The sequence below is a fragment of the Blastochloris sulfoviridis genome (genome assembly GCF_008630065.1).
Classification (GTDB): domain Bacteria; phylum Pseudomonadota; class Alphaproteobacteria; order Rhizobiales; family Xanthobacteraceae; genus Blastochloris; species Blastochloris sulfoviridis.
Genome location: NZ_VWPL01000003.1, coordinates 39,341 through 65,602 on the forward strand (window position 1 = coordinate 39,341; position 26,262 = coordinate 65,602).

Consider the following 26,262-nt stretch of genomic DNA (forward strand, 5'->3'; position numbering starts at 1 on the left):
CGATCACGCCGCGACATCGACGCCGACGCCTTCGAGTCGATCTTCCAGCTCTTCCCCGGCCCGCCGCAACGCCTCCAACGTCTCGGGATCGGGGTTCCAGTAATTGCGTGCGTGCGCCTCCAGCAGGCGGTTGGCAACCTTGGCGGACGCCGTCGGGTTGAGCGCTGCCATGCGTTGGCGCATTTCGTCGTCCAGCATATAGGTCTGCGTGAGCTGTTGATAGACCCAGGGCGCCACCTGTCCCGTGGTCGCCGACCAGCCCATCGTGTTGGTGACGTGCTCCTCGATCTGGCGCACGCCCTCATAGCCGTGCTTCAGCATACCCTCGTACCATTTGGGGTTCAACATGCGGGTCCGCGTCTCCAGCGCGACCTGCTCGCCGAGCGTGCGCACCACGCCGTCGCCGCGGGTCTGGTCGCCGATATAGACCGGCAGGTCGCTGCCGCCCTTGGAGCGCTTCACCGCGCGGCTGATGCCGCCCAGCGTATCGAAATAATGGTCGATGGTGGTGACGCCGAGCTCGACCGATTCCAGGTTCTGGTAGGCGAGCTGGACGTTGGACAGCACGCTGGTCAGAAGCTCGGGCTGGCGCACGGCGCCACCGGTGCGGCCATAGGCGTAGCACTTGCGGCGGGTATAGGTCTCGGCCAGCTCGTCCTCGTCCTCCCAGCGGCTGTTGCCGATGAGCTGGTTGACGTTCGAGCCGTAGGCGCCGTCGGCGTTGGAGAACACCCGCAGCGCCGCGGTCTCGAGGTCGCAAGCGTTGGCCTTCTGATAGGCCAAGACGTGCTTGCGCACGAAGTTCAGCTCCTCCGGCTCCTCGGCGGTGGCGGCGAGATAGGACGCCTCGGCCAGGAGCTTGATCTGCAACGGCAAGAGGTCGCGGAAGATGCCCGACAGCGTCATCACCACGTCGACGCGCGGCCGGCCGAGCTCGGCCAGCGGGATCAGCGTCGCCCCGCACAGCCGGCCGTAATTGTCGTAGCGCGGCTTGGCGCCGATCAGCGCCAGCGCCTGGGCGATCGGGCCGCCCTCGGACTTGAGGTTGTCGGTGCCCCACAGCACCAGCGCGATCGATTCGGGGAACGGATTGCCGTCCTCGACATAGCGGGCGAGCAGCCGCGCCGCCTGATGGGCGCCATCCTTGATCGCGAACGCGCTCGGGATGCGGAACGGATCGAAGCCGTGCAGGTTGCGGCCGGTCGGCAGGATCGCCGGCGTGCGCAGCAGGTCGCCGCCCGGCGCCGGCGGGATGAAGCGGCCGTCGAGCGCCCGCAGCACCGCCTCGATCTCGTGGTCCTTGGCCAGCAGCCGGTCGGTCTCGGCCAGTTCGCGGAACACCTTCAGCGTCGTCTCGTCAGAGGCGAGGCCGCTCATCGCCAGCGCCTGGTCGGCCGGCGCGCCCTCGACCAGCGCCTCGACCGAGTCCTTCGACGGCCGCAGGCCGTGGGTGGCCTCGGCCACCGACAGCAGCAGGTCGACGCGCTCGGCCGGCGTCGCCGCCTCGCCGATCACGTGCAGGCCGTGCGGGATGAGCGTGTATTCGAGTTCGAGCACGGCGGTGTTGAGCGCCAGGATGCGCTGATCCACCTCCGCGCCCTCCCAGGCCGGTTCGGCCTGGGCGAGGTCGACGGTGGCCGCCTGGGCCTGGATCAGCACGGCCAATTCGCGCCGCTCGGCCGCCGCCTCCGGCGGCAGCTGCCGCCAGCGCTCGATCGAGCCCTTGAGTTCCAGCAGGCCGCGATAGAGCCCGGCATGGGCGATCGGCGGCGTGAGGTAGCTGATCAGCGTGGCGTTGCCGCGCCGCTTGGCCAGCGTGCCTTCCGACGGATTGTTGGAGGCGTAGAGATAGAGGTTCGGCAGGTCGCCGATCAGCCGGTCCGGCCAGCACGCGGCCGACAGGCCCGCCTGCTTGCCCGGCATGAACTCCAGCGCGCCATGGGTGCCGAAATGCAGCACGGCGTCGGCGGCGAAGTCCTCCTTGATCCAGCGGTAGAACGCGGTGAAGGCATGCGTCGGCACGAAGCCCTTCTCGAACAGAAGGCGCATCGGGTCGCCCTCATAGCCGAAGGCGGGCTGCACGCCCACGAACACGTTGCCGAACTGCTCGCCCAGCACGAAGATCGACGAGCCGTCGCTCTGCTGCTTGCCGGGCGCCGGTCCCCACATCGCCTCGAGCTCGCTCAGATAGCGCTCGCGCTTGACGTGGTCGGCCGCCGGAATGCGGAGGTGGACATTGGCGTGGGCGCCGTAGCGCGAGGCATTGCCGCCGATGATGCGCTCGCGCAGCGCATCCACGCTCTCGGGCACCTCGACCTGGTAGCCCGCCGCCTTCATCGCGGTGAGCGTATTGTGGAGCGAGGCGAACACCGACAGGTACGCCGCCGTGCCGGTGTTGCCGGCATTGGGCGGGAAGTTGAACAGCACGATGGCGATCTTGCGCTCGGCCCGGGCGCGCTTGCGCAAGCCGATCATGCGATCGACGCGCGCCGCCAGCATCGCCGCGCGCTCCTCGTGGGGCTGCATGTCGCGCGCCTGCTCGTCCGACGCAGCGACCGAGCGGCCGCCGAACACCATCGAGCCGGTGGCGCCGTCGAGCTCGGGGATCGCGACCATCATCGTCGCCTCGACCGGCAAGAGGCCGCGCTCATTGGCCTCCCACTGCTCGATGGTCTGGAACTCCACCGGCGTGACCGACAGATACGGCACGTCGAGCGCGGTCAGGATCTCCTGCGCCGCGCGGGCGTCGTTGTAGGCCGGGCCGCCGACCAGCGAGAAGCCGGTGAGCGACACCACGGCGTCCACCGTCGGCCGGCCGTTCTCCAGGAAGAAGCGCTCCACCGCCGGCCGCGCATCGAGCCCGCAGGCGAAGCACGGCACCACCGACAGGCCGCGCGCCTCGATCGCCTTGATCACCCCGTCATAATGGCCGGCATTGCCCGCCAGCACGTAGGAGCGCATCACCAGGAGGCCGACCTTGCCGCGCCCGCCGGGCACCACCGGCAGCTTGTCGGCGCGCTCGCCGATCTTGTCCTTCATCCGCGGGTGGTAGACGCCGATCTCGGGATATTCGAGCGGGGCGGCCGCCTTCAGCGCGCCGCGCAGGGCCTTGCGCGGGCCGTCGGCGTAGCGGTCCACCAGCAGGCGGACCATGTTGGCGACGTTCTCTTCCGAGCCCGCCATCCAGTACTGCATGGTGAGGAAATAGGCGCGCACGTCCTGGGCGGTGCCGGGGATGAAGCGCAGGATCTTGGGGATCCGCCGCAGCATCTTCATCTGCTGGGCGCCGGCTGAGCCGCCGGGCTTGGAGGCATCCTTGCCGCGCAGCCGCTTGAGGAAGCCCAGCGCGCCACCGCCCTCGCCCATCTTGAACCGGCCGAGCCGGGTGAGCTTGCTGACGTCGGCCGCCGACATGCACACCACGATCGCGTCGCAGTCGTCGCGCCGCTTCTCCAGCCAGGGCAGGACCGGCTGGATGTGGTCCTCCATGAACAGCATGGTGGCGATGATGATGTCGGCTTTCTCGATGTCGGCGCGGCAGCGCTCCAGCGCCTCGGCGTCCGCCTGATATTCCGTGGCGGCGTGCAGGGTGAGCGTCAGCCCGGGCAACTCGCGGCGAAGCGTGGCGGAGGCGCGTTCCGCCGCGCTCGACAGATGGTTGTCGAGCGTGACGATAACGACGCGGATACCCGTCGTGTCAGCGGCCGAAGTGCGCTTTTGCATCGTAGAGCGTGTCCACGGTGATGAGCGAGACGCCACGCTCGGCGGCGTAGCGTTCGGTGTTGCGACGGGCCTTGCCGCGGACGAAGAACGGAATCTTGTGCAATTCCTTCTCCGCCTCGGGGGCCCAGATTAACGCCGCAGACGCCGGCGACGCCGGCGGTGCGACGGAACCTGCCGGCGAGGCGGCAGGCTGGGCAGATGAAACGGCGTCTGAACCGGCGGCCGGCGGCACCTCGGCGGCCAGCGGCGGTGCCACGCCCGCGCCGAGATGCGAGGGCGCCTCGTGGAACTCGGAATCCTTGCGGAACATCGTGAGCAGATGCTCCTCCAGGCCCATCATCAGCGGATGGACCCAGGTGTCGAAAATGACGTTCGTCCCCTCGAACCCCATCTGCGGCGAATAGCGCGCCGGGAAGTCCTGCACGTGCACCGGCGCCGAGATCACCGCGCACGGGATGCCGAGCCTCTTGGCGATATGCCGCTCCATCTGGGTGCCGAGCACCAGCTCGGGATGGGCCTCGGCCACCTTGGCTTCGACTTCGAGATAGTCGTCGGTGATCAGCGGCTCGATGCCGTAGCGCTTGGCGGCCTCGCGCACCTCGCGGGCGAATTCGCGGGCATAGGTGCCAAGCCCCACCACCGTGAAGCCGAACTCCTCGGTGGCGATGCGGGCGGCGGCCACCGCGTGGGTGGCGTCGGCGAAGATGAACACGCGCTTGCCGGTGAGATAGGTCGAGTCGACCGAGCGCGAATACCACGGCAGGCGCGAGCGCACGCCGGCAAGCAGCGGCGCCGGATCCACCCCCGCGAGCTGCGCCACCTCGGCGATGAAATCGCGCGTCGCGCCATAGCCGATCGGCACCACCGCGGTGAAGGGCTGGCCGAAGGTGCGCTTGAGCCACCCGGCCGCCTGCCCGGCGGTCTCCGGATACAGCACGACGTTGAAATCGGCCTCGCCGAGCTTGGCGATGTCGGCCGGGCACGCGCCGAGCGGCGCGGTCACCGCCACCTCGATGCCGAGCTCGCCGAGGAGCTTGGTGATCTCGGCCACGTCGTCGCGGTGGCGGAAGCCCAGCGCCGTCGGCCCCAGCAGGTTGCAGCGCGGCTTGACGCCCGCGGGCCGCGCCGGACGCGAGGCGCCGGATCCGTTCTCGGCAGGCTTGGGCGCATGCGGCGAGCACAGCACCCGCACGAGCTGGTAGAAGGTCTCGGCCGCGCCCCAGTTCTCCTTGCGCTGATAGGAGGGCAGGTCGAGCGGCACCACCGGGATCGGCAGGTTCAGCGCCTTGGCGAGGCCGCAGGGGTCGTCCTGCAGCAGCTCGGCGGTGCAGGACGAGCCGACCAGCAGCGCCTGCGGCTGGAAGCGCTCATAGACGTCGCGCGCCGCCGACTGGAACAATTCGGCGGTATCGGTGCCGAGGTCGCGGGCCTGGAAGGTGGTGTAGCTGACCGGCGGCCGCTTGGCGCGGCGCTCGATCATCGTGAACAGCAGGTCGGCGTAGCTGTCGCCCTGCGGCGCATGGATCACGTAGTGCAGCCCCTCCATCGCGGTGGCGACGCGCATCGCCCCCACTTGGGGTGGCCCCTCGTAGGTCCAGACCGTAAGCTGCATGGCCTAGACCTCCAGCCGCGTGCGACGCAACAACGGACGGGCGAACACCTCGGCAAGGTCGCCGGCCTGCTCGTAGCCGTGGATGGGCGAGAACACCAGTTCGATCGACCACTTAGTGGTCAGGCCCTCGGCCTCCAGCGGATTGGCGAGGCCGAGGCCGCAGACCACCAGATCGGGGCGTGCGGCGCGGCAGCGGTCGAGCTGGGACTCGACGTCCTGGCCCTCGCTCAGCACCACGTCCGGCGGCAGCAGGGCCAGTTCGGCGGCGAGGTTCTGGCGGTGCAGATAGGGCGTGCCGACCTCGGTCAGCGTCATCCCGAGTTCGCGCGCGAGCATGCGGGCCAGCGGGATTTCGAGCTGGGAGTCGGGGAAGAAGAAGATGCGCTTGCCTTCGAGCTCGCCGCGATAGCGCGCCAGCGCCCGCTTGGCCCGCTCCTGGCCGAGCGCGGTCACGGTGCGGAACCGCTCGGGCGCGACGCCGAACGCCTCGGCCGCCGCCGCCAGCCACGCCGTGGTGCCCTCGGCCCCGAACGGGAACGGCGCGACGAGCCGCTTGGCCCCGCGCTGCTCCAGCGCCCGCAGCGTGTCGGACACGAAGGGCTGGGCCATCAAGACCCGCGTGCTGGGGCCGACCGGCGGCAGGTCGTCGGCATGGCGGGAGGGCAGGTAGCGCACCGGCCCGATGCCGAGATCGGCGAACAGCCGGCCGAACTGGTCCTCGACCACGTCGGCCAGCGCGCCCACCACCAGCAGCGAGGGCGGCGCATCGGCGGCTTCCGCCGGCATCTCGCGCACCAACGCCGCGAGGCAGGCATCCTCGCCTTGCGTGAAGGTGGTCTCCAGCCCGCTGCCGGAATAGCTGAGCACCCGCACGCCGCGGCCCGTATAGGCGTGGTCGAGCCGCTCGGCGGCGCGATTGAGGTCCAGCTTGATCACCTCGGACGGGCAGGAGCCGACCAGGAACAAAAGCCGGATGTCGGAGCGCCGCTCCAGAAGCCGGGCGACGATGCGGTCGAGCTCCGCATTGGCGTCGGCGGTGCCGGCGAGGTCGCGCTCCTCGATGATGGCGGTACCGAAGCGCGGCTCGGCGAAGATCATCACCCCGGCGGCCGACTGCATCAGGTGGGCGCAGGTGCGCGAGCCGACGATGAGGAAGAAGGCGTCCTGGATCTTGCGGTGCAGCCAGACGATGCCGGCCAGCCCGCAGAACACTTCGCGCTGGCCGCGCTCGCGCAGCACCGCGAACTCGCCGCAGCCCGAGGGGACCGTCGACCGAGGCACCGCCGCAAGCTCGTTCATGTCGCAAGCCCGTTCATGTCGCGAGCCCGGTCATTTCGTCAGCCCCACCATGCCAGGGTTCGCCTGACGGCTCGCCTGACCGGGACCGTCCTGCTCGCCAGCCGTCTTGCCTGCCACGTTGGCCGCCGCCGCGCTGTCGAGCCGCGCCGCGCGCAGCTTCAGCACGAACTGGGTGGCGTTGATGACGTAGGTGACGTAGGCCGCGAGCGCGAGGAACATCTGGTTGCGCGGCTCGGCGCCGGCGAACAGGGCCACGAGATAGCCCGTGTGCAGCGCCAGCACGAGGATGGAGAACACATCCTCCCAAAAGAACGGGCGGGCGAACAAATATCGGCCGAACACGACCTTTTCCCAGATCGAGCCGGTCACCATGATGGTATAGAGGACGAGCGTCTTGACGACGACCGATACGGTTGCGGCAACGTAGCCGTCCCCCGTCAGGAGGTAACGGACAACCAACCACAGGCTCACCAGAAATACCGCAAACTGCAGCGGGGCGAGCACGCCCTGTACGAGGGTCCACCGCGTTTCATCGCGGCGAAGACGCTCTTCCGGGGTATAGAGAGGCATTCTTTGGCCCGGCTGACGCATCACTTCTCCTCGCTCGCGCCGGTCCACCGTGCCGAGCCCGCTGCTCAGACACGAGACTCTAAAACCGGCCCAAGCGCGTGTCAAAGAATTTGGACGTCAACGCGACTTTACGGCCGACCGATGACGGAGTCGAATACGGGGAGGCCCTGATCGCATGTTGCCCGGAAATGTACTTAAGTGGCCCGAAAAGAGGGTCGAGAGCCCGGCGGCGCCCGCCGCTCCTGCTCTTACGGTTTCAAAAAACACTCCCCACGTGTATCGAGGCAAGCTCAGGGAGACGCCCATGGCCGGCGTGATGCCGCTTGCGGAAACGCGAGATGGATTGCCGAACGATGAGACCGAAGGAGCCGCCGTTCCATTCGCCCAGACAGGCGGCCCTCACCTGGAAACCGCCCAGCTCGTTGAAACCGCCCAGCTCGCCCGCACCATCGAGGGCGAGATCATCCCGCGCCTGATGCTGGTCCACCGGATGGAGCCGGCGAGCGTGGCCCTGTCGCTGGTCGACCGCCTGGCCCTGGGTTCCGCCGAGGTGGGCGAGTTCGCCCAGCTCGTGATGTCCCACGACATTGCCGCAGCGTGCGGCTACATTGAGGCGCTGCGGACGCAGGGGCTGTCACTGGAGACGCTGTTCCTCGACCTGCTGGCGCCGACGGCCCGCCTGCTCGAAGAAATGTGGCAGGCCGACCTATGTGATTCGACGGATGTTACCGTCGGCCTGTGCCATCTCCAGCAGCTCCTGCGCGAATACAGCCCGGCCTTCGAGACCGAGGTCGAGAGCCACACCCATGGCCGCCGCGTGCTGTGGGCCTCGCTGCCCGACACCCCCTGCTGCACCTTCGGGATGCAGAACGCCTTCGGCCTGCGGATGGCCGAGGAGTTCTTCCGCCGCGCCGGCTGGGACGTGTGGGGCGGCAGCCCCGGCTCGGTCGACGAGCTGGTGGCGATCGTCCGGCGCGAATGGTTCGATCTCGTGGGCTTGACGGTGAACACGGACACCTCGCCGGAGCAGGTGGCCGCGATCATCCGCGCCGTCCGCCGGGCGTCGTGCAACCATGCCGTCGGCATCATGGTCAGCGGCTCGGCGTTTGCGGACCACCCCGAGCGGGTGACGCAGGTCGGCGCCGACGCGATGGCCGTCGACGGACGCCAGGCGATCCTGCAGGCCCAGAGCCTGCTGGGCCTGATGGCGCGGCGGTGCTAGAGTATTCTCCGCAAAAGCGGGAACCGATCTTGCGAAAGAGAATGCGACAACTCAACAACTTAGAGCGGCCGCATGGTTCAACCGGATCGGCGGACGCTCCAGATCATTCTGCGCAAAAGCGGGAACCGGCCTTGCGAAAGAGACGGCTTTAACGCAATAACTTGGAGCATCTGTCCGACGCAGCCGGTCGACGGATGCTCAACTGGTCCACTCCTGACCTTTGCATCCGCAATGCATCTGCAAATGTCAGGGCCTGTCGGCCGACAGATTGCCGAGTCAGCGAATGAAATCTTCCGTCACGTGGATACCGTGCGTCGGGTTTCATTCGCAGGGCGGCAAGGCGGTCGCAGTCTCCGGTCGCAGTCTTCGCAAGAGCGGCAATCCGGTCTTGCGGACGGGACGGCGGCAGGACGATTCGGCAAGTCGGTGCGGCAAGTCGGTGCGGCAAGTCGGTGCGGCAAGTCGGTGCGGCAAGTCGGTGCGGCAAGTCGGTGCGGCAAGTCGACGATGCGGCATGACGATGACGATGCGGCATGACGATAATGTAGGGCGTCGGGTCTGAGGCCGTCGGATCGGGCGCTTCAATCAGGGAAGTTGACTGGTCACTTGACCCCGGTATCGCGATTCAAAACTCCGGAGAAGTCGCTCGGCGGGCTCGACACGCTCGGGGCAGCGAAGCTGATTGCGGCAGCGGCGGACATCGCGCTGATCATCGATCGGGACGGGGTCATCGAGGACGTCTCCTTCGGCAGCGAGGACCTGCACAAGGAAGGCTACGGCCAATGGCTGGGCCAGAAGTGGGTCGACACCGTCACGCTGGAGAGCCGGCCGAAGGTCGAGCAGCTTCTCAAGGAGGCGGCCTCCGGCGCCAGCCCGCGCTGGCGCGAGATCAGCCACCCGGCGCCGCGCGGCAGCACGTTCCTGGTGCGATATTCGGCGGTGCGGCTGGGCGATGACGGCCGCGTGGTGGCGATCGGCCGCGATCTGCGCACCATCGCCAGCCTGCAGCAGCGGCTGGTGGCCGCCCAGCAGTCGATGGAGCGCGAATACGCCCGGCTGCGCCACGCCGAGACGCGCTACCGTTTGCTGTTCCACCTCGCCGCCGAGGCGGTGCTGATCGTCGACGTGTCGACGCAGAAGATCGTGGAAGCCAATCCGGCCGCGGCCCAGCTTCTCGGCGTGCCGGCCGGCCGGCTGGTCGGCCGGGCGATCACCGAGCTGTTCAACGACAGCGGCGCGGCGGCGGTGCAGAACCTGCTGGTGGCGGTTCGCGGCGCCGGCTGGGCGGACGACGTGCGCGCCCGCCTCGCCGACGGCGAGCAGGAGTTCTCGGTCTCCGCCTCGATCTTCCGGCAGGAGAATGCCTCGCATTTCCTGATCCGGCTGTCCTCGCTGCACAACGAGCCCGGGCCCGGCCTGGCGCGCGCCAAGTCGAAGCTGCTCAAGGTGGTCGACAGCCTGCCCGACGCGCTGGTCGTCACCGGGCCCGACCACGCGATTCTCGACGCCAACCCCGCCTTCCTCGACATGGCCCAGCTCGCCACCGAGGAACAGGCGCGCGGCGAGCCGCTCGATCGCTGGCTCGGCCGCAACACCGTCGATTTCAACGTGCTGGTGGCGAACCTGCGCGAATACGGCTCGGTGCGGAATTTCAGCACCGTGGTGCACGGCGAGTTCGGCTCGATCGAGGAGGTCGAGATCTCGGCGGTGTCGGTGAACAGTGGCGAGCAGCCGTGCTTCGGCTTCATGATCCGCCACGCCCGGCGGCCCGAGACCGGCGAGGCGGCCGGCGAGAAGCAGCTGCCGCGCTCGGTGGAGCAGCTCACCAGCCTGGTCGGCCGCGTCTCGCTGAAGGAGCTGGTGCGCGAGACCACCGACGTGATCGAGCGGCTGTGCATCGAGGCGGCGCTGACCCACACCGGCGACAACCGCGCCTCCGCCGCCCAGATGCTGGGCTTAAGCCGCCAGAGCCTCTATGCCAAGCTGCGCCGCTTCGGCATGGGCGACCTTGGCCCCGAGGAGGGCGAGGAGAGCTGACCCGGATACGGTTCGAAGGCTCGATCGGCCGGAAACCGCATCACCCCTTCCCCCCGCCATTCTGGTGCCGCCGTCCATCCGGTCTGGCACGAGGTCTGTGCGACTGTCAGGTTCAATTGACGGCCCGAAGTGTCATGAATAGTGTCCGCGCCATGCAACGCCCGACCCCTGCTGCAGTTCTTGAGCTGCTCAAGCCCATCACATGGTTCGCGCCCATGTGGGCCTTCGCCTGTGGCGTGGTCTCCTCCGGCCTGCCGGCGTCGGAGCGATGGCCGGTGATCCTGGCCGGCATCGTGCTGGCCGGTCCGCTGGTGTGCGCCACCAGCCAGGCCATCAACGACTGGTTCGACCGCCACGTCGACGCCATCAACGAGCCGAACCGGCCGATCCCCTCGGGCCGCATTCCCGGCCGCTGGGGTCTTTATATTGCGATGATCGGCACCGCGCTGTCGCTGGCGGTGGCCGCGACGCTCGGCTCGTGGGTACTCGGCGCCGCCGTCGTCGGGCTGGCGCTGGCTTGGCTCTACAGCGCCCCGCCGGTGCGGCTGAAGCAGAATGGCTGGCTCGGCAACAGCGCGGTGGCGCTGAGCTATGAGGGCCTGCCCTGGTTCACCGGCGCCGCCGTGATGGCCGCCGTGATGCCGGACTGGCGCATCATTCTCCTCGCCTTCCTCTACAGCTTCGGCGCCCACGGCATCATGACCACCAACGACTTCAAGGCGGTGGAGGGCGACCGCAAGCTCGGCGTGCACTCGCTGCCGGTGATGCTGGGCGAGGACACCGCCGCCCGCCTCGCCTGCGTGGTGATGGCGCTGCCGCAGGTGGTGGTGATCGCGCTCCTGGCCCATTGGGACCGGCCGGTCCACGCCGTCATCGTGGCCGTGCTGCTGGCGGCGCAGTTCGTGCTGATGGTGCCGCTGCTCAAGGATCCCAAGGGCAAGGCCGCTTGGTACAACGCCACCGGCACCACGCTTTATGTTCTTGGCATGCTGACCGCCGCCTTCGCCCTCGGCTCGGGGGGCGCATGATCGGCAAGCCCCTGAGCTGGTTCGGCATCATCCGCCTCGGCCTGGTCCAGACTGCTCTGGGCGCCATCATCGTCCTCACCACCTCGACCATGAACCGGGTGATGGTGGTGGAGCTGGCGCTGCCGGCCATGCTGCCCGGCGCGCTGGTCACGTGGCATTACGCGCTGCAGACGCTGCGGCCGCGCTGGGGCTACGGCTCCGACGTCGGCGGCAGCCGCACGCCCTGGATCATCGGCGGCATGGCGGTCTTGGGCCTCGGCGGCATCGGCGCGTCGCTGGCCACCGCCTGGATGTCGACCAATGTCACCGCCGGCGTGCTGCTGGCGGTCATCGCCTTCACGCTGATCGGCGTCGGCGTCGGCGCCGCCGGCACCTCGCTCTTGGTGCTGCTGGCCAAGCGCGTGGCCGAGCCGCGGCGCGCCCCGGCCGCCACCATCGTCTGGATCATGATGATCGCCGGCTTCGCGGTGACCGCAGGTGTCGCCGGCAGCCTGCTCGATCCGTTCTCGCCCGAGCGGCTGGTGGCGGTCACGTCGGGGCTGGCGGTGGCAGCCTTCCTGCTCGCCGTCGTCGCCGTGTGGGGCGTCGAAGGCAAGGCGCCCCCCGCGCCCGCCACGGCGCCGGAGGCCAAGCCGCCCTTCCGCGTCGCGCTCGCCGAGGTGTGGGCCGAGCCCGAGGCGCGCCGCTTCACCGTCTTTCTCTTCATGTCGATGCTGGCCTATTCCGCCCAGGACCTGATCCTGGAGCCGTTTGCCGGCGCGGTGTTCGGCATGACGCCGGGCGAATCGACCAAGCTGTCCGGCATCCAGCACAGCGGCGTGCTGGCCGGCCTGATCGCCGTGGCCCTCGCCGGCTCGGCGCTCTGCCGCGGCCGGCTGGGCTCGATGCGCCACTGGGTGGTCGGCGGCTGCCTGGTGTCGGCGGCGGCGCTGGCCAGCCTCGTCGCCGCCGGTGTGGTCGGGCCGGGCTGGCCGCTCAGGGCATCGGTATTTGTGCTCGGTGCGGCGAACGGCGCCTTTGCTGGCGCCGCCATCGCCTCGATGATGGGCCTCGCCGGCCGGGGCCATGCCGCGCGCGAAGGCGTGCGCATGGGCCTGTGGGGCGCCTCGCAGGCATTGGCCTTCGGGCTTGGGGGGTTCGTCGGCACGGTCGCCGTCGATATCGTCCGCTATGTCGTCGGCGACCCGGTGGTCGCCTATACCGGCGTGTTCGCGACGGAAGCGCTGCTGTTCGTCGTCTCCGCCGGTCTCGCAACGCAGATTCACGGTCTTGATCAGCCGGTCGCGCGCGACCGGGTCCGGACGGGCGAGGAAAGCTTCGCCGCCGGCACAGGGAGGGGATGAGCCATGAGCGGGCACGAAACCTTCGACGTGGTGGTGGTCGGCGGTGGCCCGGCCGGCGCGACGGCGGCGACCGATCTCGCCCGGCGCGGCCATACGGTGCTGCTGCTGGACAAGGCCGGCCGCATCAAGCCGTGCGGCGGTGCCATTCCGCCGCGCGCGATCCGCGACTTCGAGATTCCCGACTCCCAGATCGTCGCCAAGGTCACGGCGGCGCGCATGGTGGCGCCCTCGAACAAGGAAGTCGATATGCCGATCGAGGACGGCTATGTCGGCATGGTCGACCGCGCCACCTTCGACGAATGGCTGCGCGAGCGCGCAGCCCAGGCCGGCGCCGAGCGGCGCGTCGGCACCTTCGAGCGCATCGACCGCGACAGCGACGGCGTGGCGCTGGTGCGCTACCAGCCCAAGGGCGGCGGCGAACTGGCCGCCGTGCGGGCGCATGCGGTGATCGGCGCCGACGGCGCGCGCTCGGAAGTGGCGCGCCAGACCGTGCCGGGCGCCGACAAGGTGCCCTACGTCTTCGCCTATCACGAGATCATCAACGCCCCGGCGGCGGGCACCGGCACCTACGACCCGCGCCGCTGCGACGTCTATTACCAGGGCGACGTCTCGCCCGACTTCTACGGCTGGGTGTTCCCGCACGGGCCGACCGTCAGCGTCGGCGTCGGCTCCGCCCACAAGGGCTTCGCGCTGCGCGACGCCACGGCGATCCTGCGCAAGCGCGCCGGCCTCGAAGGCTGCGAGATGATCCGCCACGAGGGCGCGCCGATCCCGCTGCATCCGCTCAAGCGCTGGGACAATGGCCGCGACGTGCTGCTGGCCGGCGACGCCGCCGGCGTCGTGGCGCCGGCTTCGGGCGAAGGCATCTTCTACGCCATGACCGGCGGCCGCCTCGCCGCCGAGGCGGTCGAGCAGTTCCTCGCCACCGGCGATGCCCGCGCGCTCACCACCGCCCGCAAGCGCTTCATGAAGGACCACGGCCGGGTGTTCTGGATCCTCGGCCTGCTGCAGCGCTTCTTCTACAGCAACGACAAGCGGCGCGAGCGCTTCGTCAGCATCTGCCAGGACAAGGACGTCCAGAAGCTGACGTGGGAGGCCTACATGAACAAGGAGTTGGTGCGCAAGAAGCCGGCGGCGCACGTCAAGATCCTGTTCAAGGACATCGCCCACCTGCTCGGCGTCGTCCGCCCGTGACGGCGGGCAACGGACCGGCCGGCGCAGCAACGGCGCCGGCCGCGGCGTGGTGGCTCGCCATCCGCCCCAAGACGCTGACGATGGCCATCGTGCCGGTGTTCACCGGCGCGGCGGCCGCACTTTCCGTCACCGGCAGCTTCGCCCTGCCGCAGTTCCTGCTGGCGCTGTCGGCGGCGCTCGCCATCCAGATCGGCACCAACCTGTTCAATGACTGGCGCGACGCCAGGACCGGCCTCGACACCGCCGACCGGCTCGGCCCGACGCGGGTGACCGCGAGCGGCCTGATCGCGCCGGACGCCGTCAAGCGCATGGCCTACGCCGCCTTTCTCTATGCGGCGGCGGCCGGCGCGCTCGCCGTGGCGATCGGCGGCCCGCCGATGGCGGTGATCGCCGCGACCTCGATCGTCGCCGGCTACTGCTATTCGCGCGGCCCCTGGCCGATCTCCGATTCGCCGTTCGGCGAGGTATTCGTACTCGCCTTCTTCGGCGGCGTGGCGGTGCTCGGCACCTATTGGCTGATGGTCGGCACGTGGTCGCTCGCGGCGATCGCCTGCGGCCTGCAGATCGGCCTGCCGGCGGCGGCCGTGCTGCTGGTCAACAACCACCGCGACCGCGAGGGCGACGCGGCGTCCGGCCGCCGCACGCTGGCGATCCTGCTCGGCCCCGACGCCACCCGCCGGCTCTACCGGCTGTTCCTGGTCGGCGCCTGCCTGTTCGGCATCGTCGTGGCGCTCGCGACCGGCTCGTTCGGCCCGCTGGCGACGCTTGCCGCCCTGCCTCTGGCGCTCAGCCTCAGCCGCGACATGGCCGCCCAGCCGATCGGCCGCGACCTCAACGCGATCCTCGCCCGCACTGCCCAGTTCCAGGCCGTGCTCGGCGGCCTGCTGGTGGTCGGGCTCCTGATCGGCGTGTGAGACGGTTTCCGGCCGCGAGTGCCAGCTTCTTCCTTCCCTCTCCCCTTGCGGGAGAGGGTGCCGAGCGATCGATAGATCGCGAGGCAGCTGAGGGGTGAATCCGCCAGCGTTCGCCCATATGCACCCCTCACCCGGCTCGACCTCGCTTCGCTCGGCCTCGCCACCCTCTCCCGCAAGGGGAGAGGGAAGGAACGCGGCTCCCGGCTGCGATGAGTCAGGCCGGACGCCCGCCCCGCCCTGTCATCTCCCTCACCCGCCCCGCTTCACCACCGTCGGGCCGAAGCCCTGCGAGGTCGGCATGATCTCCATGCGGACGATGTTGAGGTGCGCCGGCAGCGTCGTGGCCCAGAACACCGTCTCGGCGACATCCTCGGCGGTGATCGGATCGGCGTTGCGGTAGAGGCCGTCCGCGCGCTCGGCGTCGCCGCGGAAGCGCACCAGCGAGAACTCGGTCTCGGCCAGCCCCGGCTCGATATTGGTGGCCCGCACCCCCGTGCCGGCGAGGTCGGCGCGCAGATTCTGCGCCAATAGCCGCACGAATGCCTTGGTGGCCCCGTAGACATTGCCGCCGGGATAGGGGTGATCGCCGGCAATCGAGCCGAGGGTGACGACATGACCGCGTCCGCGCGACACCATCCCCGGCAGCACCGCGTGCACGGTGGCGGCCAAGCCCAGGCAATTGGTCTCGATCATCTGCTGCCAGTCGTCGAAATCGGTCTGGTGCGCCGGCTCCAGCCCCAGCGCCAGCCCGGCATTGGCGACGCACACGTCGATGTCGTGGAACGGCGCGGGCAGCCCCGCCACCGCGGCGTGAACCGCCTTGGCGTCGCGCACGTCGAGCGCGAAGGCATGGCAGCGTTCGCCCAGCTCGGCCTTGAGCGTCTCCAGCCGCCCGGCGCGGCGGCCGCAGGCGACGATGCGCGCCCCCGCCGCGGCGAACCGGCGGCTGATCGCCTCGCCGAAGCCGGAGGTGGCGCCGGTGACGAGAACGGTGAAGCGGGACGGATCGAGCATCGCGTACATGGTGGCCTGCGCGGGCAATGGGGACGATGGCGCACCATATGCGAGGCCAGCGCATCGGGCGAGGGTCGCCGCACCGGTCCGCCCGCCGGATTTCCCGCCGGAAGGCCAGCCAAACCCGGCGTTTTCGCAGCGCAATGAACTTTGCCCAAGCTGAAGCGTTGGATGTTGCGCCCGCGAAAGCCCTGGCCGCCGTCCGTCTGGCCGCCATATTACTGGCAGCCATCCTTGGAGCCTCCATGCGTCTCGTCGTTGTCTCCAACCGGGTGTCGGCGCCGGACAGGGAAGGCAAGATCGGCGTCGGCGGATTGGCCGTGGCGCTGCGGGCGGCGCTGCGCGAGCGTGGCGGCATCTGGTTCGGCTGGAGCGGCCGGGTCGCCGCGGCGCCAGCCGAGCATCCGCAGATCGTGCAGCGCGGCAAGGTGGGCTATGCGGTGGTCGACATCGCCCCGATCGACCGCGACGAGTATTACCTCGGCTTCGCCAACCGCGCCTTGTGGCCGAACATGCACTACCGGCTCGGGCTCACCCAGTTCTCCCGGGCCGAGTTCTCCGGCTACATGCGCGTCAACCGGCGCTTCGCCCTGGCCTTGGCGGCGATCATCCAGCCGGACGACCTCGTGTGGGTGCACGACTATCACCTGATCCCGTTCGCGGCCGAGTTGCGCCGGCTCGGCATCACCAACCGCATCGGCTATTTCCACCACATTCCCTGGCCGCCGATCGACGTGTTCGGCGCGCTGCCGGGCTCGGACGACCTTCTGGCGGCGCTCAAGGCCTACGACCTCGTCGGCGTGCAGACCGAGCGCGACGCCGGCAACCTCGCCCGCTCGTTCGCCGAGACTCCGGGCGGCACGCCGGACGCGGCGCCGCGGATCATCGCGCTGCCGATCGGCATCGACACCGCGGCGTTCCGCATCGCCGCCCAGCGCGCCGAGAGCAATTCGGTCGTGGCCCGCACCATGTCCGAGCTTGGCGCCCGGCGGCTGGTGATCGGCGTCGACCGGCTCGACTATTCGAAGGGCATCGTCGAGCGGCTGGAATCCTTCGAGCGGTTCATGATTTCCAATCCCGACCGGCGCGGCAATGTCATGCTGCTGCAGATCTCGCCGCCCTCGCGCAGCGAGGTGCTCGAATATGAGCAGCTCGGCCGGCAGACCGACGAGACGCTGGGCCGCATCAACTCCACGCTCGGCGATCCGAGCTGGATGCCGATCCGCTTCGTCAAGCGGGCCTATACCCACGCGGTGCTGGCCGGGTTGTTCCGCAACGCCGCCGTCGGGCTGGTGACGCCGATGCGCGACGGCATGAACCTGGTCGCCAAGGAATACGTCGCCGCCCAGCGCCCGGACGACCCCGGCGTGCTGGTGCTGTCGCGCTTCGCTGGCGCCGCCGCGCAGATGCGCGAGGCGCTGATCGTCAATCCGTTCGACAAGTTCGAGGTCGCCGAGGCCATCAGCACCGCGCTACTGATGCCGAAGGACGAACGCATCGCCCGCTGGCGGGTTCTGTTTGACGGCCTGTGCCGGCAGGATATTGGTTGGTGGACGCAAAGCTTCGTCGACGCCCTGACCGGCAGCGCCAATGCTGCCGCCCCTCCCTTTTTGAGCCCCGGCGTCAGCCGGACCGAGACCATCGCATGACAGACTCCCTTCAGCCGGACTTGCCGGGCCCCGACGCCGGCAGCCCCGCATCGCACCGCTTCGCCCTGTTTCTCGATTTCGACGGCACCCTCGTCGACATCGCCGAGCGGCCGGACGCGGTGGTGCTCGATCCCGCCACGCTCGACGCGCTGGTGCGGCTGCAGCATCGGCTCGGCGGCGCGCTCGCCATCGTCTCCGGCCGCAACCTCGCGACCCTGGATGCGCTGTTCGCGCCCTTCCGCTTCGATGCCTCGGGCCTGCACGGCGCCGAGTGCCGCCTCGGCGAGCGGACGCATTTCGAGCATGGCGTGCCGACGCACTTTCGCCGCATGGTCGACGACCTGAAGCACCGGTTCGGGGCGGACACCGGCCTGCTGGTCGAGGACAAGGGCAAGGCCGTCTCGCTGCACTGGCGCCTGGCGCCCGAGCGCGCCGAGGACGCGCTGGCGGCGATGACGGCGATCGTCGCCGATCTCGGCGGCGCCTACCGGCTGCAGCACGGCAAGGCGGTGGCCGAGATCGTGCCGGTGGGCGCCTCCAAGGGCGTGGCGATCTCCCGCTTTCTGGCCGAGCCGCCCTATCGCGACCGCTGCCCGGTGTTCATCGGCGACGACCTCACCGACGAGCACGGGTTCGAAGTGGTGAACGCCCGCGGCGGCCTCACCATCCATGTCGGCGCCGGCCCGACGCGGGCGCAGGCCCGCCTCGCCTCGCCGGCCGAGGTGCGCGCCCGCATCGCGCGCTGGGCGGATGGCGAGCCGATCGGCTTTGTGCCGGCCAAAGTCCCTGCCTCGTCCACCGCTGCAACCGTTCCCACGACCACGGAGCTTCTATGAGTTCGCTCGATCTGGCGGTCATCGGCAACTGCATGGTGGCCGCGCTGATCGATCGCCGCGCCCGCATCGTGTGGTGCTGCTTCCCCCGATTTGACGGCGATCCGATCTTCAACGAGCTGCTCGACGGCGGCCGCAAGGCCGACGACGCCTGCGGCAGCTTCGCAATGGAGCTGGTCGGCCAAGTATCCTGCCGGCAGCATTATCTCGACAACACCGCCGTGCTGGTCTCGGTGCTCGAAGACCGCGACGGCAACGCGCTGGAGATCGTCGATTTCGCGCCGCGCTTCACCCATTTCGGCCGCATCCATCGTCCGCCCTCGCTGATCCGGCGGGTGCAGCCGCTGCGCGGGCGGCCGCATTTGGTGGTGCGGGTGCAGCCGACCTTCGAGTGCGGCGCCCGCAAGCCGGAGATCACCCGCGGCGCCAACCACATCCGCTATGTCGGCCCGAGCCAGACCGTGCGGCTGACCACCGACGCGCCGGTGTCCTACATCCTCGAACAGCGCCAGTTCGTGATCGACCGGCCGATGTCGTTCTTTCTCGGCGCCGACGAACCGCTGCGCTCGAACGCCGATTCGACGGCGCGCGAGTTCCTGGATTCGACCGTCGACCACTGGCGCGACTGGGTGCGCGCGCTGTCCATCCCCTTCGAATGGCAGGAGGCGGTGATCCGCGCGGCGATCACCCTCAAGCTGTGCAATTTCGAGGAGACCGGCGCCATCGTCGCCGCCCTCACCACCTCGATTCCGGAAGCGCCGGGCACCGAGCGCAACTGGGACTACCGCTATTGCTGGCTGCGCGACGCCTATTTCGTCATCAACGCCCTGAACCGCCTCGGCCAGACCAGCACCATGGAGGCGTTCGCCACCTACATGACCAATATCGCCGGCGATCTCGGCCAATTGCCGGGCCGGCTCGACATGCCGCCTTTGTTCGGCATCACCCGCGAGGTCGAACTCGAAGAGCGTCTCGCCCCGGCGCTGACCGGCTATCGCGGCATGGGGCCGGTGCGCATCGGCAACGCCGCCTACACGCAGATCCAGAACGACGCCTATGGCGCCCTCGTGCTGGCCGCCGTGCACGCCTTTTTCGACCGGCGGCTGATCCGCAGAGGCGAAAGCGACCTGTTCGCCGGACTCGAACGGCTGGCCGCCCGCGCGGTGGCGGTGTTCGACGTGCCCGACGCCGGACCGTGGGAGCTGCGCACCAAGGCGTCCGTCCACACCTTCTCCAGCGTCATGTGCTGGGCGGCGGCCGACCGGCTGGCGCTGATCGCCAACGGCCTGGGGCGGCCGGAGCGGGCGAAGATCTGGCGGACGGAGGCCGACCGCATGCACGCGGTGATCGCCGACCGCGCCTTCAACCCCACGCGCAATTCGTTCGTCTCGACCTTCGGCGGCGAGGACCTCGACGCCACGCTGCTGCTGTTGGCCGACCTCGGCTTCGTCAAGCCGGACGACCCGCGGTTCGTGTCCACCGTCGAAGCGGTCGGCGCGGCGCTGCGCCGCGGCAAGCTGTTCGTGCGCTACGACACCGCCGACGATTTCGGCCACATGCAGACGGGCTTCCTGATCTGCGGCTTCTGGTATGTCGACGCGCTGTGGGCGATCGGCCGGCCCGAGGAGGCGCGCGAACTGTTCGAGCAGTTGCTCGGCTACCGCAATTCGTTCGGGCTCTTGTCCGAGGACGCCGACTTGGCGACGGGCGAACTGTGGGGAAACTTCCCGCAGACCTATTCGATGGTCGGCCTGATCAACAGCGCGGTGCGCCTCAGCCGAAGCTGGGAGGATGCGCTCTGAGTGCGGCTCCCGGATGATCCCTTCGGGATCAACCGGAAACCGTCTCGAACGTCTTGATTGAACGTCTGATACGGTTTCCGGCCGATCAAGCCTTCGAGCCGTATTCCGATCGCCGAAAATCCCGTTATCGAGACTCTATTGAAGACCTGGGGTTTTCGGCGAGACCGTTTCCGGCGCCCCGAAAGGGATCAACCGCGGGCCGGGAGCCGCGCTCTCTCCCTCTCCCCTTGCGGGAGAGGGTGCCGAGCGATCGAAGATCGCGAGGCGGGTGAGGGGTGAATTCTGAAAGGCGCGTCAGGATTTACCCCTCACCCGGCTCGACCTCGCTTCGCTCGGTTTCGCCACCCTCTCCCCTTGCGGGAGAGGGAAGGAAGAAGCCGAACCAATCAACCGGAAACCGCATCAAACGTCTGAAAATGGCGGCACCCTGCGTCGCCCGGGAGATCACGATGCGATCCCCCGGTGGCAGCATCACTTCAGGTGGGCGGAGATGAACTTGTTCATCTCGAACATCGACACCTTGTCCTTGCCGAACACCTTCTGCAGCTTGTCGTCGGCGAGGATCTCGCGCTTGTTGGCGGGATTCTGCAGGTTGTTGGACTTGATGTAGTCCCAGATCTTGCTCACGACCTCGGAGCGGGCCAGCGGACCGGCACCGACCACCGCCGCCAGTTCCGGCGAAGGCTGCATGGGCTTCTGCAGGGCGTTGGGCTTTCCGGTCTTTGTCGTAGTGGCCATCGTGTCCTCCGATTGGTCCTCTTGGCTTCCCGGGCCTGACCACGGCTGGTTCGAGACGAAACCGGCGCGGTCGGGGTTTTCGAATGATCCGGTTCACGAACGATCGCACAGCGATCCCCGGAAACAGGCGCCCGCGAGCGGACCCGCCTGCGATTCCCGGCACCATAGCGGGTTCCCGCCAGATTTGAATGCCGATCGGCGGATTTTCCCGGCCGGCCGAGCCCGAGGTCTATCCGCCGGAGCGCGCGATGGCCGAAAGTCCGACGAAGGCCGGATCGGAGTGCAGCACGACATGCACCGGAATCGCCGCCAGATAGTCGCGAAACCGGCCCTTGGCCTCGAACTGCGCCCGAAACGCCGAGCGCGCCAGATGCTCGACGATGCGCGGCGCGATGCCGCCGGCGACGAACACCCCGCCGCGCGCGCCGAACGACAGCGCGAGGTTGCCGGCCACCGTGCCGAGCATGGCGCAGAACGTATCGAGCGCCGCGCGGCACACCGGGCAGGTGCCGGCCAGCGCCGCCGCAGTGATGTCGGCGGCGCTGCGCGGCGTGTGGGCAGCACCGTCGAGCGTGGCGATGGCCGCGTGCAGATTGACCAGCCCCGGCCCCGACAGCACGCATTCCGCCGACACGTGGCCGAAGCGCTGGCGCAGGATGGCGATGATGGCGTCGTCGCGCGCCGAGGTGCCGGGCAGCGTGACGTGGCCGCCTTCGGTGGCGACCGCGACGGCGCCGCCGGCGGCCGGCACCAGGGCCGCGACGCCAAGCCCGGTGCCGGGGCCGAGCACGGCCATCGGCGCGCCGGCCACCGCCGGCCCGCCGCCGAGCGGGTGCAGATCCGCCGCGGCGAGATCGGGCAGCGCCCAGGCCTGGGCGGCGAAATCATTGACCAGCCGCACCGCGGCGAAGCCGAAGGTGCGCGCAAGCTCCGCCGAATCGGCGACCCAGTCGGTATTGGTGAAGTCGGCGCGCCCGTCCTCCACCGGCCCGGCGATCGCCAGCACGGCGCGGCCGATGCGCCGGCCGGCGCCCTCGGCGGCCAGGAAGGCGGCGATCGCCGCCGGCAGGCTCGCATGCTCGGCCACCGGCAGCCGGACGATGCGGCCGAGCCGGCCGCCCTCATACAGCGCGAACCGGGCATTGGTGCCGCCGAGATCGGCGAGCAGCGTGGCATCGGAAACAGCCGGCGCGGTGATCATGCCGACCGCCCTAAGCCAGCGGGCGCGGCGGCGCAAGAGACCCGCCCCGAAGCCGGCGGCCCGGCCCGCGGCGGGCTTGCCCCTCCCACCGGCACGGCGGCGGCCACAGCGCCCCCTGCAACATTCGGAAATCGGCAGGCTTAACGCGCGTTGTTGCTTAATGCCGCGTGAATGCGGACCCGCATAAATCACAGCAACGATTCATTAGCTGCAACGATTAAACGACGATTCAATTGTTGTCTTCATTGTTTCGATCGTCGGGCTTGGGAGGCGCGACAGGATAGTTCACCGGCAATACCGCCGGTATCCGACGGGAGAGTATCATGGGGCGCTATGAGATCGCCGAATTGGAGACCGCCGCGATCGCCGCCGGGCAGGCATCGGGCGACATTTTCTATCGTCTGGGCCTGATGTACTCGACGGGCGGCGCGGTGGATACGGACCGGGTGACCGCCCACAAATGGTTCAATCTCGCAGCCATGCGCGGCAATGCCGAAGCGATCCGGCTGCGGCGCGAGCTGGCGGCCGAGATGAGCGACGTCGAGATCGCCACCGCGCTGCGCGCCGCCCGCGAATGGGCCAAAGGGCGCTGACCGGGACGCGCCGACCAGGACAGGGTGACCTTCGACGGCCAAGGCATTTTCCACAAACGTGCGAACCGGTTGTGCGAAAGAGAACGCGGAAACGCACACATCTGGCGCATCCGATCTGACGCCGTCAGGTCGGATAACGCTCAAAAGTCCGCCTTCGCACAGGCGCGTGGCCCGGACCGGCAGCGATCGCGGCGCAGACGCCCGGCACGGTGCCATCGTGCGGGCGGCCTGAACAGCCGGCTTGCCAGCCTCGCCGTCGTCGGGCATAGCTGTGCACGTGGAGCTGTGGCCGAGAGGCTGAAGGCGGCGGTTTGCTAAACCGTTATAGGGTTGTAAAGCCCTATCGAGGGTTCGAATCCCTCCGGCTCCGCCATTTGCGCAGAAATTCGCAGAATTGCGAAAAGCTGATAGCAATTATATCGTACTGCCCAGATAGCGCCCTAAAATGTCCAGCGCATAGCCCGCATGAAGTCGCCAAGCTTCATGCAGGGTATGTTGAAATGCTGGCAAATGGCGGGAATGTTGGGCTTGTTGGGGCGTGGGCTTTCCTCAGTCACCACGGTTCCGCCCAGCGCGTGAGCCCGCGCAATGATGAAGGGATCGGCAACTGGGGTGCCACGAAGACGCGCTTTCTCGCTGATAATCTGTTGGAAGTGGGGCACCGCAAAGATGCGCGGGAGGAACGAGGTCTCAGCATCGTCAGGCGTTGCGAAAATCGTCCTGTTACGGTTGCACCAATCAAGCACATGGTTATTTGCGCCGTCGCTGAGTTCTCGTAGCACTTCACGTGTTGAAGTGATCTCACCAGCGGCAACGGCCGCTTCAAACCGCACCCAGAATGCGGGGAAGACGTCTGGAAGCAGAGGGCTCATCTCCGAAAACGTGTTTGTGTCGAAGACGTAGATCATGCGGCGGCGCCCCGCAGCACGAGTTCTTCGAACCGCTCGAAATTGCGCGGCTTCACGCCGATAAGGTCTGCCGCTTCGGCCTTGGTCAGGAGACGGCGCGAGTAGCGCGACACGACTTCCCGAAGGAACTGCTCGCTAAGATAGGCCCCTTGGGTGTTGTAGTAGCTTCCGCCACCACCTGCCGTTTCGCGGCGTTGCTCCGCCCACTCGCGGTCCTTTGCGAGGTAGAAATCCATTGTCGCCGCACCGCGCTCGACGAAACGGCGCAGGATCACGCTCCGGCTCACACGATAGCGCGTAGCCAGTGCGGAAAATTGCTCATCGCTGGCCCGGTCATGCGCGAATGCTGCAGTGGCGGCCGCAAAGTCCACCATGGGCACGAGTATTTCCCCCGCCAACGCATTGCTGAAACGCTCGATGGCCCGATCGGGCGGGGGGAGGTCATCAATGCCCCTATCATCGAACCGGCTTATGCCGCTGCGGTCGCACAGCAAATGCGCTAGCTCGTGCATCAGGCTGAAAACCTGCCGGGTCTTCGTCGTGCTATTGTTGATCAGGATGATCGGGAACTCTGGATGCCACAGGCAGAAGCCGGAGAGTTCTCTCTGCTTGAAACTCTCCTTGAAGACATGAACACCGCTGCGCTCGATGGCACGCCGCCACAGTTTCAGGGCGCTGTCATCGTCTGGCTGCTGCCTGATGTCCTCAAGGCTGACGCCCAACGCGTGCCGGACGCGCGCAGCCTGCTGCGCAACATTGCCGCGCGGGTCCACCCGCACCTGTCGCCAGATAGGCTGTGCGACCGGGTTCCGATCTCCATACAGATCGATTAGGGCAAACTGAAAGGCGCGCGCCTTGCGGATCAGCAAGGTCGTATCGCGCGTAAGATGGGCAAGGTCGGCATCAGGCAGCGATCGGAATTCGGCTCGGGCGCGCGGCTCCTCCGGCGGAACCGGCATAAAGAACAGGGCCAACGGACGCTTGTAGACCTCGTAGGCCAGCGTCTCCAACTGGGGATAAGTCGGCGCATCCTCACCGCTCTCCCAAGCCTCGATAAGTTTGACCGCCTTCTTGAGCCGTTCGGCGACGTCGGCCGTCGACATGTTCGCACTCTCGCGCGCCCATCTCAGAACAGCTGGCGTTACGCCAATGACTGGTGCGGATCGAGGCATATCAGGCTCTCGGCGTAGCGGCGTAGACCAGAGGTTCTTCTTGCCTTATGCGGCGGCTCGACGGAAGCGGCGAATTGAGGTGCGAGTCGATTGAGCGCATCGGATTCTTGAGGCTCTGCGGTGGTCTCGGATGGTCTAGTCGCAACATTCTCGACCTTCCACAATTTACGAGCATTTACGAACAAGCCAGTTTAGAAGACTCGCACCCCGTTTCCCTAACTCCGCCATTTCCTGAAAATCCCGCCCGCATACCAATCCGCGCCGAGCATGCCTACGGGACTTTTCGTCGCCAGCGGCCGGCAGGTTGCCCCCCCTCAGCGGCGGGCGATCTGGATATTGCGCGTCGCCTTGCGCGACGGGGACTTTCCGCCATGGGCGAACCGCAGCCCGTGTTCCCGCCCGCCATAGCTGATGTGGACATGCTGCGCGCGGCCGTAATCGGTGGTGTAGCCGCCGGGCCAGCCCTGCAGATGCCGGTAGATGCAGGCCGGGTTGCCCCGCATGTCGATCGCTTGCCCGCTGGCGTGCAGCGACATCGTCCGTGTGCCGGCGACGCGGGTGTGGCGGACGCCGCTGATGACCCGCGCCCCGCAGGCCGCGACGATCTCGGCGGCCTTGTCGGCCAGCGGCTTCACCACGCCGGCGGTCAGCGCCAGCCCCGAGGGATCGCGCGCCGCAAGGGTGCGCGCGCGCCCGATGCGCGCGGTGCTGGATGCCCTAGAGCATTCTCCGCAAAAGTGGGAACCGGTTTTGCGAAAGAGAATGCGACTGCTCAAAGACTTAGAGCGCTCGTCCGGTTCGATCAGATCGGCGGATGCCCTAGCGGGCGAGGTCTTCGACGCCGTCCGGGCCTTTTTCGCGCAGGTCCCGTTTTTCGCGCAGGTTCCGCCGAGACTGTGACCCCGAACCTGCTCGGCGCGCGGATGCTTGGTGTAAGCCATTGAGGAAGCCGGCAAAACAATTGAGACAGCCGCGGCAAGCACAGCGCTCCACAGGATCGTCATACGGAAACTCCTCGTGCCATTACCTTTGGTTCAGAACGACCACGAGCGCGACGCAAGCGTCATTCGCGGCTCGAAAGGCGGCACGGAAGGTATCATTTAATAATTAGCTGGCTTTAATATCCGTCAGTTAGTATTAATGTGGCAGGATTTGCTGGGATATGCTGGCAGGATCGCCAAAGACTTGCGGTTAATTTCTATAGTTAAACAAAATGGTAACAACTCTGATCTCGCTCGACATGCAGGATCGAGCTGCCCCCGAAGGCCGGTCATGCCAACGGCGGCGATAGCCAACCGTTGGTTCCGCGTGCAGATTTCGTGAAATCGTTGATTTAATTGAAGAAAATTCGCAAGAGTCGACGCCCCCGCGCGTCCGGGGCCGGTGGCAACGGTTGGCCAAGGCGGAGAG

20 protein-coding genes and 1 tRNA gene are annotated in these 26,262 nt (G+C 68.2%); 11 read left to right on the forward strand and 10 right to left on the reverse strand.

Translation table 11 applies throughout. The features are described 5' to 3' along the window. Positions 1-3: 3 nt before the first annotated feature. The 4 genes from F1193_RS02245 to bchF are packed head-to-tail and all read right to left on the reverse strand — an operon-like array spanning position 4 to position 7,225. Entirely contained in the window at positions 4-3,723 is a 3,720-nt protein-coding gene (locus F1193_RS02245; RefSeq protein ID WP_150096054.1) for a magnesium chelatase subunit H, read from the reverse strand. Continuing rightward, the gene (gene bchB, locus F1193_RS02250) at positions 3,698-5,335 is read right to left on the reverse strand and encodes a ferredoxin:protochlorophyllide reductase (ATP-dependent) subunit B (RefSeq protein ID WP_150096055.1); all 1,638 of its coding nucleotides are present in this window, start codon (positions 5,333-5,335) and stop codon (positions 3,698-3,700) included. Before bchB ends, F1193_RS02245 begins: the two co-directional genes overlap by 26 nt. 3 nt (positions 5,336-5,338) lie before the next feature. Continuing rightward, positions 5,339-6,634, reverse strand: coding sequence for a ferredoxin:protochlorophyllide reductase (ATP-dependent) subunit N (locus F1193_RS02255; RefSeq protein WP_150096056.1), 1,296 nt, complete (start codon positions 6,632-6,634; stop codon positions 5,339-5,341). 30 nt (positions 6,635-6,664) lie between these two features. Further along, complete coding sequence (gene bchF, locus F1193_RS02260) at positions 6,665-7,225, reverse strand: 2-vinyl bacteriochlorophyllide hydratase (protein WP_210247279.1); 561 nt, start codon at positions 7,223-7,225, stop codon at positions 6,665-6,667. 322 nt (positions 7,226-7,547) lie between these two features. On the opposite strand from bchF, the gene F1193_RS02265 reads away from it, so the two are divergent. The 6 genes from F1193_RS02265 to menA all read left to right on the forward strand — a co-directional run bounded on the left by F1193_RS02265 (position 7,548) and on the right by menA (position 14,942). Beyond that, on the forward strand, positions 7,548-8,426 hold the full coding sequence (locus tag F1193_RS02265; protein ID WP_170263279.1) for a cobalamin B12-binding domain-containing protein: 879 nt from the start codon (positions 7,548-7,550) through the stop codon (positions 8,424-8,426). A 606-nt stretch (positions 8,427-9,032) separates the two neighbouring features. Then, positions 9,033-10,463, forward strand: a complete 1,431-nt coding sequence (gene ppsR, locus F1193_RS02270; RefSeq protein ID WP_210247280.1) for a transcriptional regulator PpsR — start codon at positions 9,033-9,035, stop codon at positions 10,461-10,463. A 152-nt stretch (positions 10,464-10,615) separates the two neighbouring features. Further along, positions 10,616-11,491, forward strand: a complete 876-nt coding sequence (gene chlG, locus F1193_RS02275) for a chlorophyll synthase ChlG (RefSeq protein WP_246164073.1) — start codon at positions 10,616-10,618, stop codon at positions 11,489-11,491. Continuing rightward, a complete protein-coding gene (locus F1193_RS02280) occupies positions 11,488-12,834 on the forward strand; it encodes a BCD family MFS transporter (protein WP_210247281.1) in 1,347 nt (448 codons plus the stop codon). Before chlG ends, F1193_RS02280 begins: the two co-directional genes overlap by 4 nt. Positions 12,835-12,837: 3 nt before the next feature. Beyond that, positions 12,838-14,028, forward strand: coding sequence for a geranylgeranyl diphosphate reductase (locus F1193_RS02285; RefSeq protein WP_150096059.1), 1,191 nt, complete (start codon positions 12,838-12,840; stop codon positions 14,026-14,028). Then, the gene (gene menA / locus F1193_RS02290) at positions 14,025-14,942 is read left to right on the forward strand and encodes a 1,4-dihydroxy-2-naphthoate octaprenyltransferase (protein WP_150096060.1); all 918 of its coding nucleotides are present in this window, start codon (positions 14,025-14,027) and stop codon (positions 14,940-14,942) included. The genes F1193_RS02285 and menA overlap by 4 nt, the downstream gene beginning before the upstream one ends. Positions 14,943-15,191: 249 nt before the next feature. Here menA and F1193_RS02295 read toward each other — a convergent pair whose 3' ends face one another. Further along, positions 15,192-15,965, reverse strand: a complete 774-nt coding sequence (locus F1193_RS02295; protein WP_150096061.1) for an SDR family NAD(P)-dependent oxidoreductase — start codon at positions 15,963-15,965, stop codon at positions 15,192-15,194. A 236-nt stretch (positions 15,966-16,201) separates the two neighbouring features. Between F1193_RS02295 and F1193_RS02300 the strand changes: the two genes are divergently transcribed. From F1193_RS02300 to F1193_RS02310, 3 genes are read left to right on the forward strand one after another with little or no spacing between them, the layout of a single operon-like run. Next, positions 16,202-17,605, forward strand: coding sequence for an alpha,alpha-trehalose-phosphate synthase (UDP-forming) (locus F1193_RS02300; RefSeq protein WP_150096062.1), 1,404 nt, complete (start codon positions 16,202-16,204; stop codon positions 17,603-17,605). Beyond that, complete coding sequence (gene otsB, locus F1193_RS02305; RefSeq protein WP_150096063.1) at positions 17,602-18,441, forward strand: trehalose-phosphatase; 840 nt, start codon at positions 17,602-17,604, stop codon at positions 18,439-18,441. The genes F1193_RS02300 and otsB overlap by 4 nt, the downstream gene beginning before the upstream one ends. Then, positions 18,438-20,240, forward strand: coding sequence for a glycoside hydrolase family 15 protein (locus tag F1193_RS02310; RefSeq protein WP_150096064.1), 1,803 nt, complete (start codon positions 18,438-18,440; stop codon positions 20,238-20,240). Before otsB ends, F1193_RS02310 begins: the two co-directional genes overlap by 4 nt. Positions 20,241-20,711: 471 nt before the next feature. Here F1193_RS02310 and F1193_RS02315 read toward each other — a convergent pair whose 3' ends face one another. Beyond that, the gene (locus tag F1193_RS02315) at positions 20,712-20,978 is read right to left on the reverse strand and encodes an SWIB/MDM2 domain-containing protein (RefSeq protein WP_150096065.1); all 267 of its coding nucleotides are present in this window, start codon (positions 20,976-20,978) and stop codon (positions 20,712-20,714) included. Between the two features lie 229 nt (positions 20,979-21,207). Next, entirely contained in the window at positions 21,208-22,179 is a 972-nt protein-coding gene (gene glk, locus F1193_RS02320) for a glucokinase (RefSeq protein ID WP_150096066.1), read from the reverse strand. 323 nt (positions 22,180-22,502) lie between these two features. Between glk and F1193_RS02325 the strand changes: the two genes are divergently transcribed. Together F1193_RS02325 and F1193_RS02330 are read left to right on the forward strand one after the other, a co-directional pair. Further along, positions 22,503-22,772, forward strand: a complete 270-nt coding sequence (locus tag F1193_RS02325) for an SEL1-like repeat protein (RefSeq protein WP_150096067.1) — start codon at positions 22,503-22,505, stop codon at positions 22,770-22,772. Between the two features lie 279 nt (positions 22,773-23,051). Next, positions 23,052-23,145, forward strand: a tRNA-Ser gene (locus tag F1193_RS02330). A 67-nt stretch (positions 23,146-23,212) separates the two neighbouring features. Here the strand turns inward: F1193_RS02330 and F1193_RS02335 are convergent. The 3 genes from F1193_RS02335 to F1193_RS02345 all read right to left on the reverse strand — a co-directional run bounded on the left by F1193_RS02335 (position 23,213) and on the right by F1193_RS02345 (position 25,856). Then, positions 23,213-23,680 carry a PIN domain-containing protein gene (locus F1193_RS02335; RefSeq protein ID WP_150096068.1) on the reverse strand — a complete coding sequence of 156 codons (468 nt, stop codon included), beginning with the start codon at positions 23,678-23,680 and terminating at the stop codon, positions 23,213-23,215. Continuing rightward, positions 23,677-24,783: an ImmA/IrrE family metallo-endopeptidase gene (locus F1193_RS02340; RefSeq protein ID WP_246164074.1), complete on the reverse strand. Its 1,107-nt coding sequence runs from the start codon at positions 24,781-24,783 to the stop codon at positions 23,677-23,679. The genes F1193_RS02335 and F1193_RS02340 overlap by 4 nt, the downstream gene beginning before the upstream one ends. Positions 24,784-25,166: 383 nt before the next feature. Then, on the reverse strand, positions 25,167-25,856 hold the full coding sequence (locus tag F1193_RS02345; RefSeq protein ID WP_150096070.1) for a hypothetical protein: 690 nt from the start codon (positions 25,854-25,856) through the stop codon (positions 25,167-25,169). Positions 25,857-26,262 lie beyond the last annotated feature (406 nt).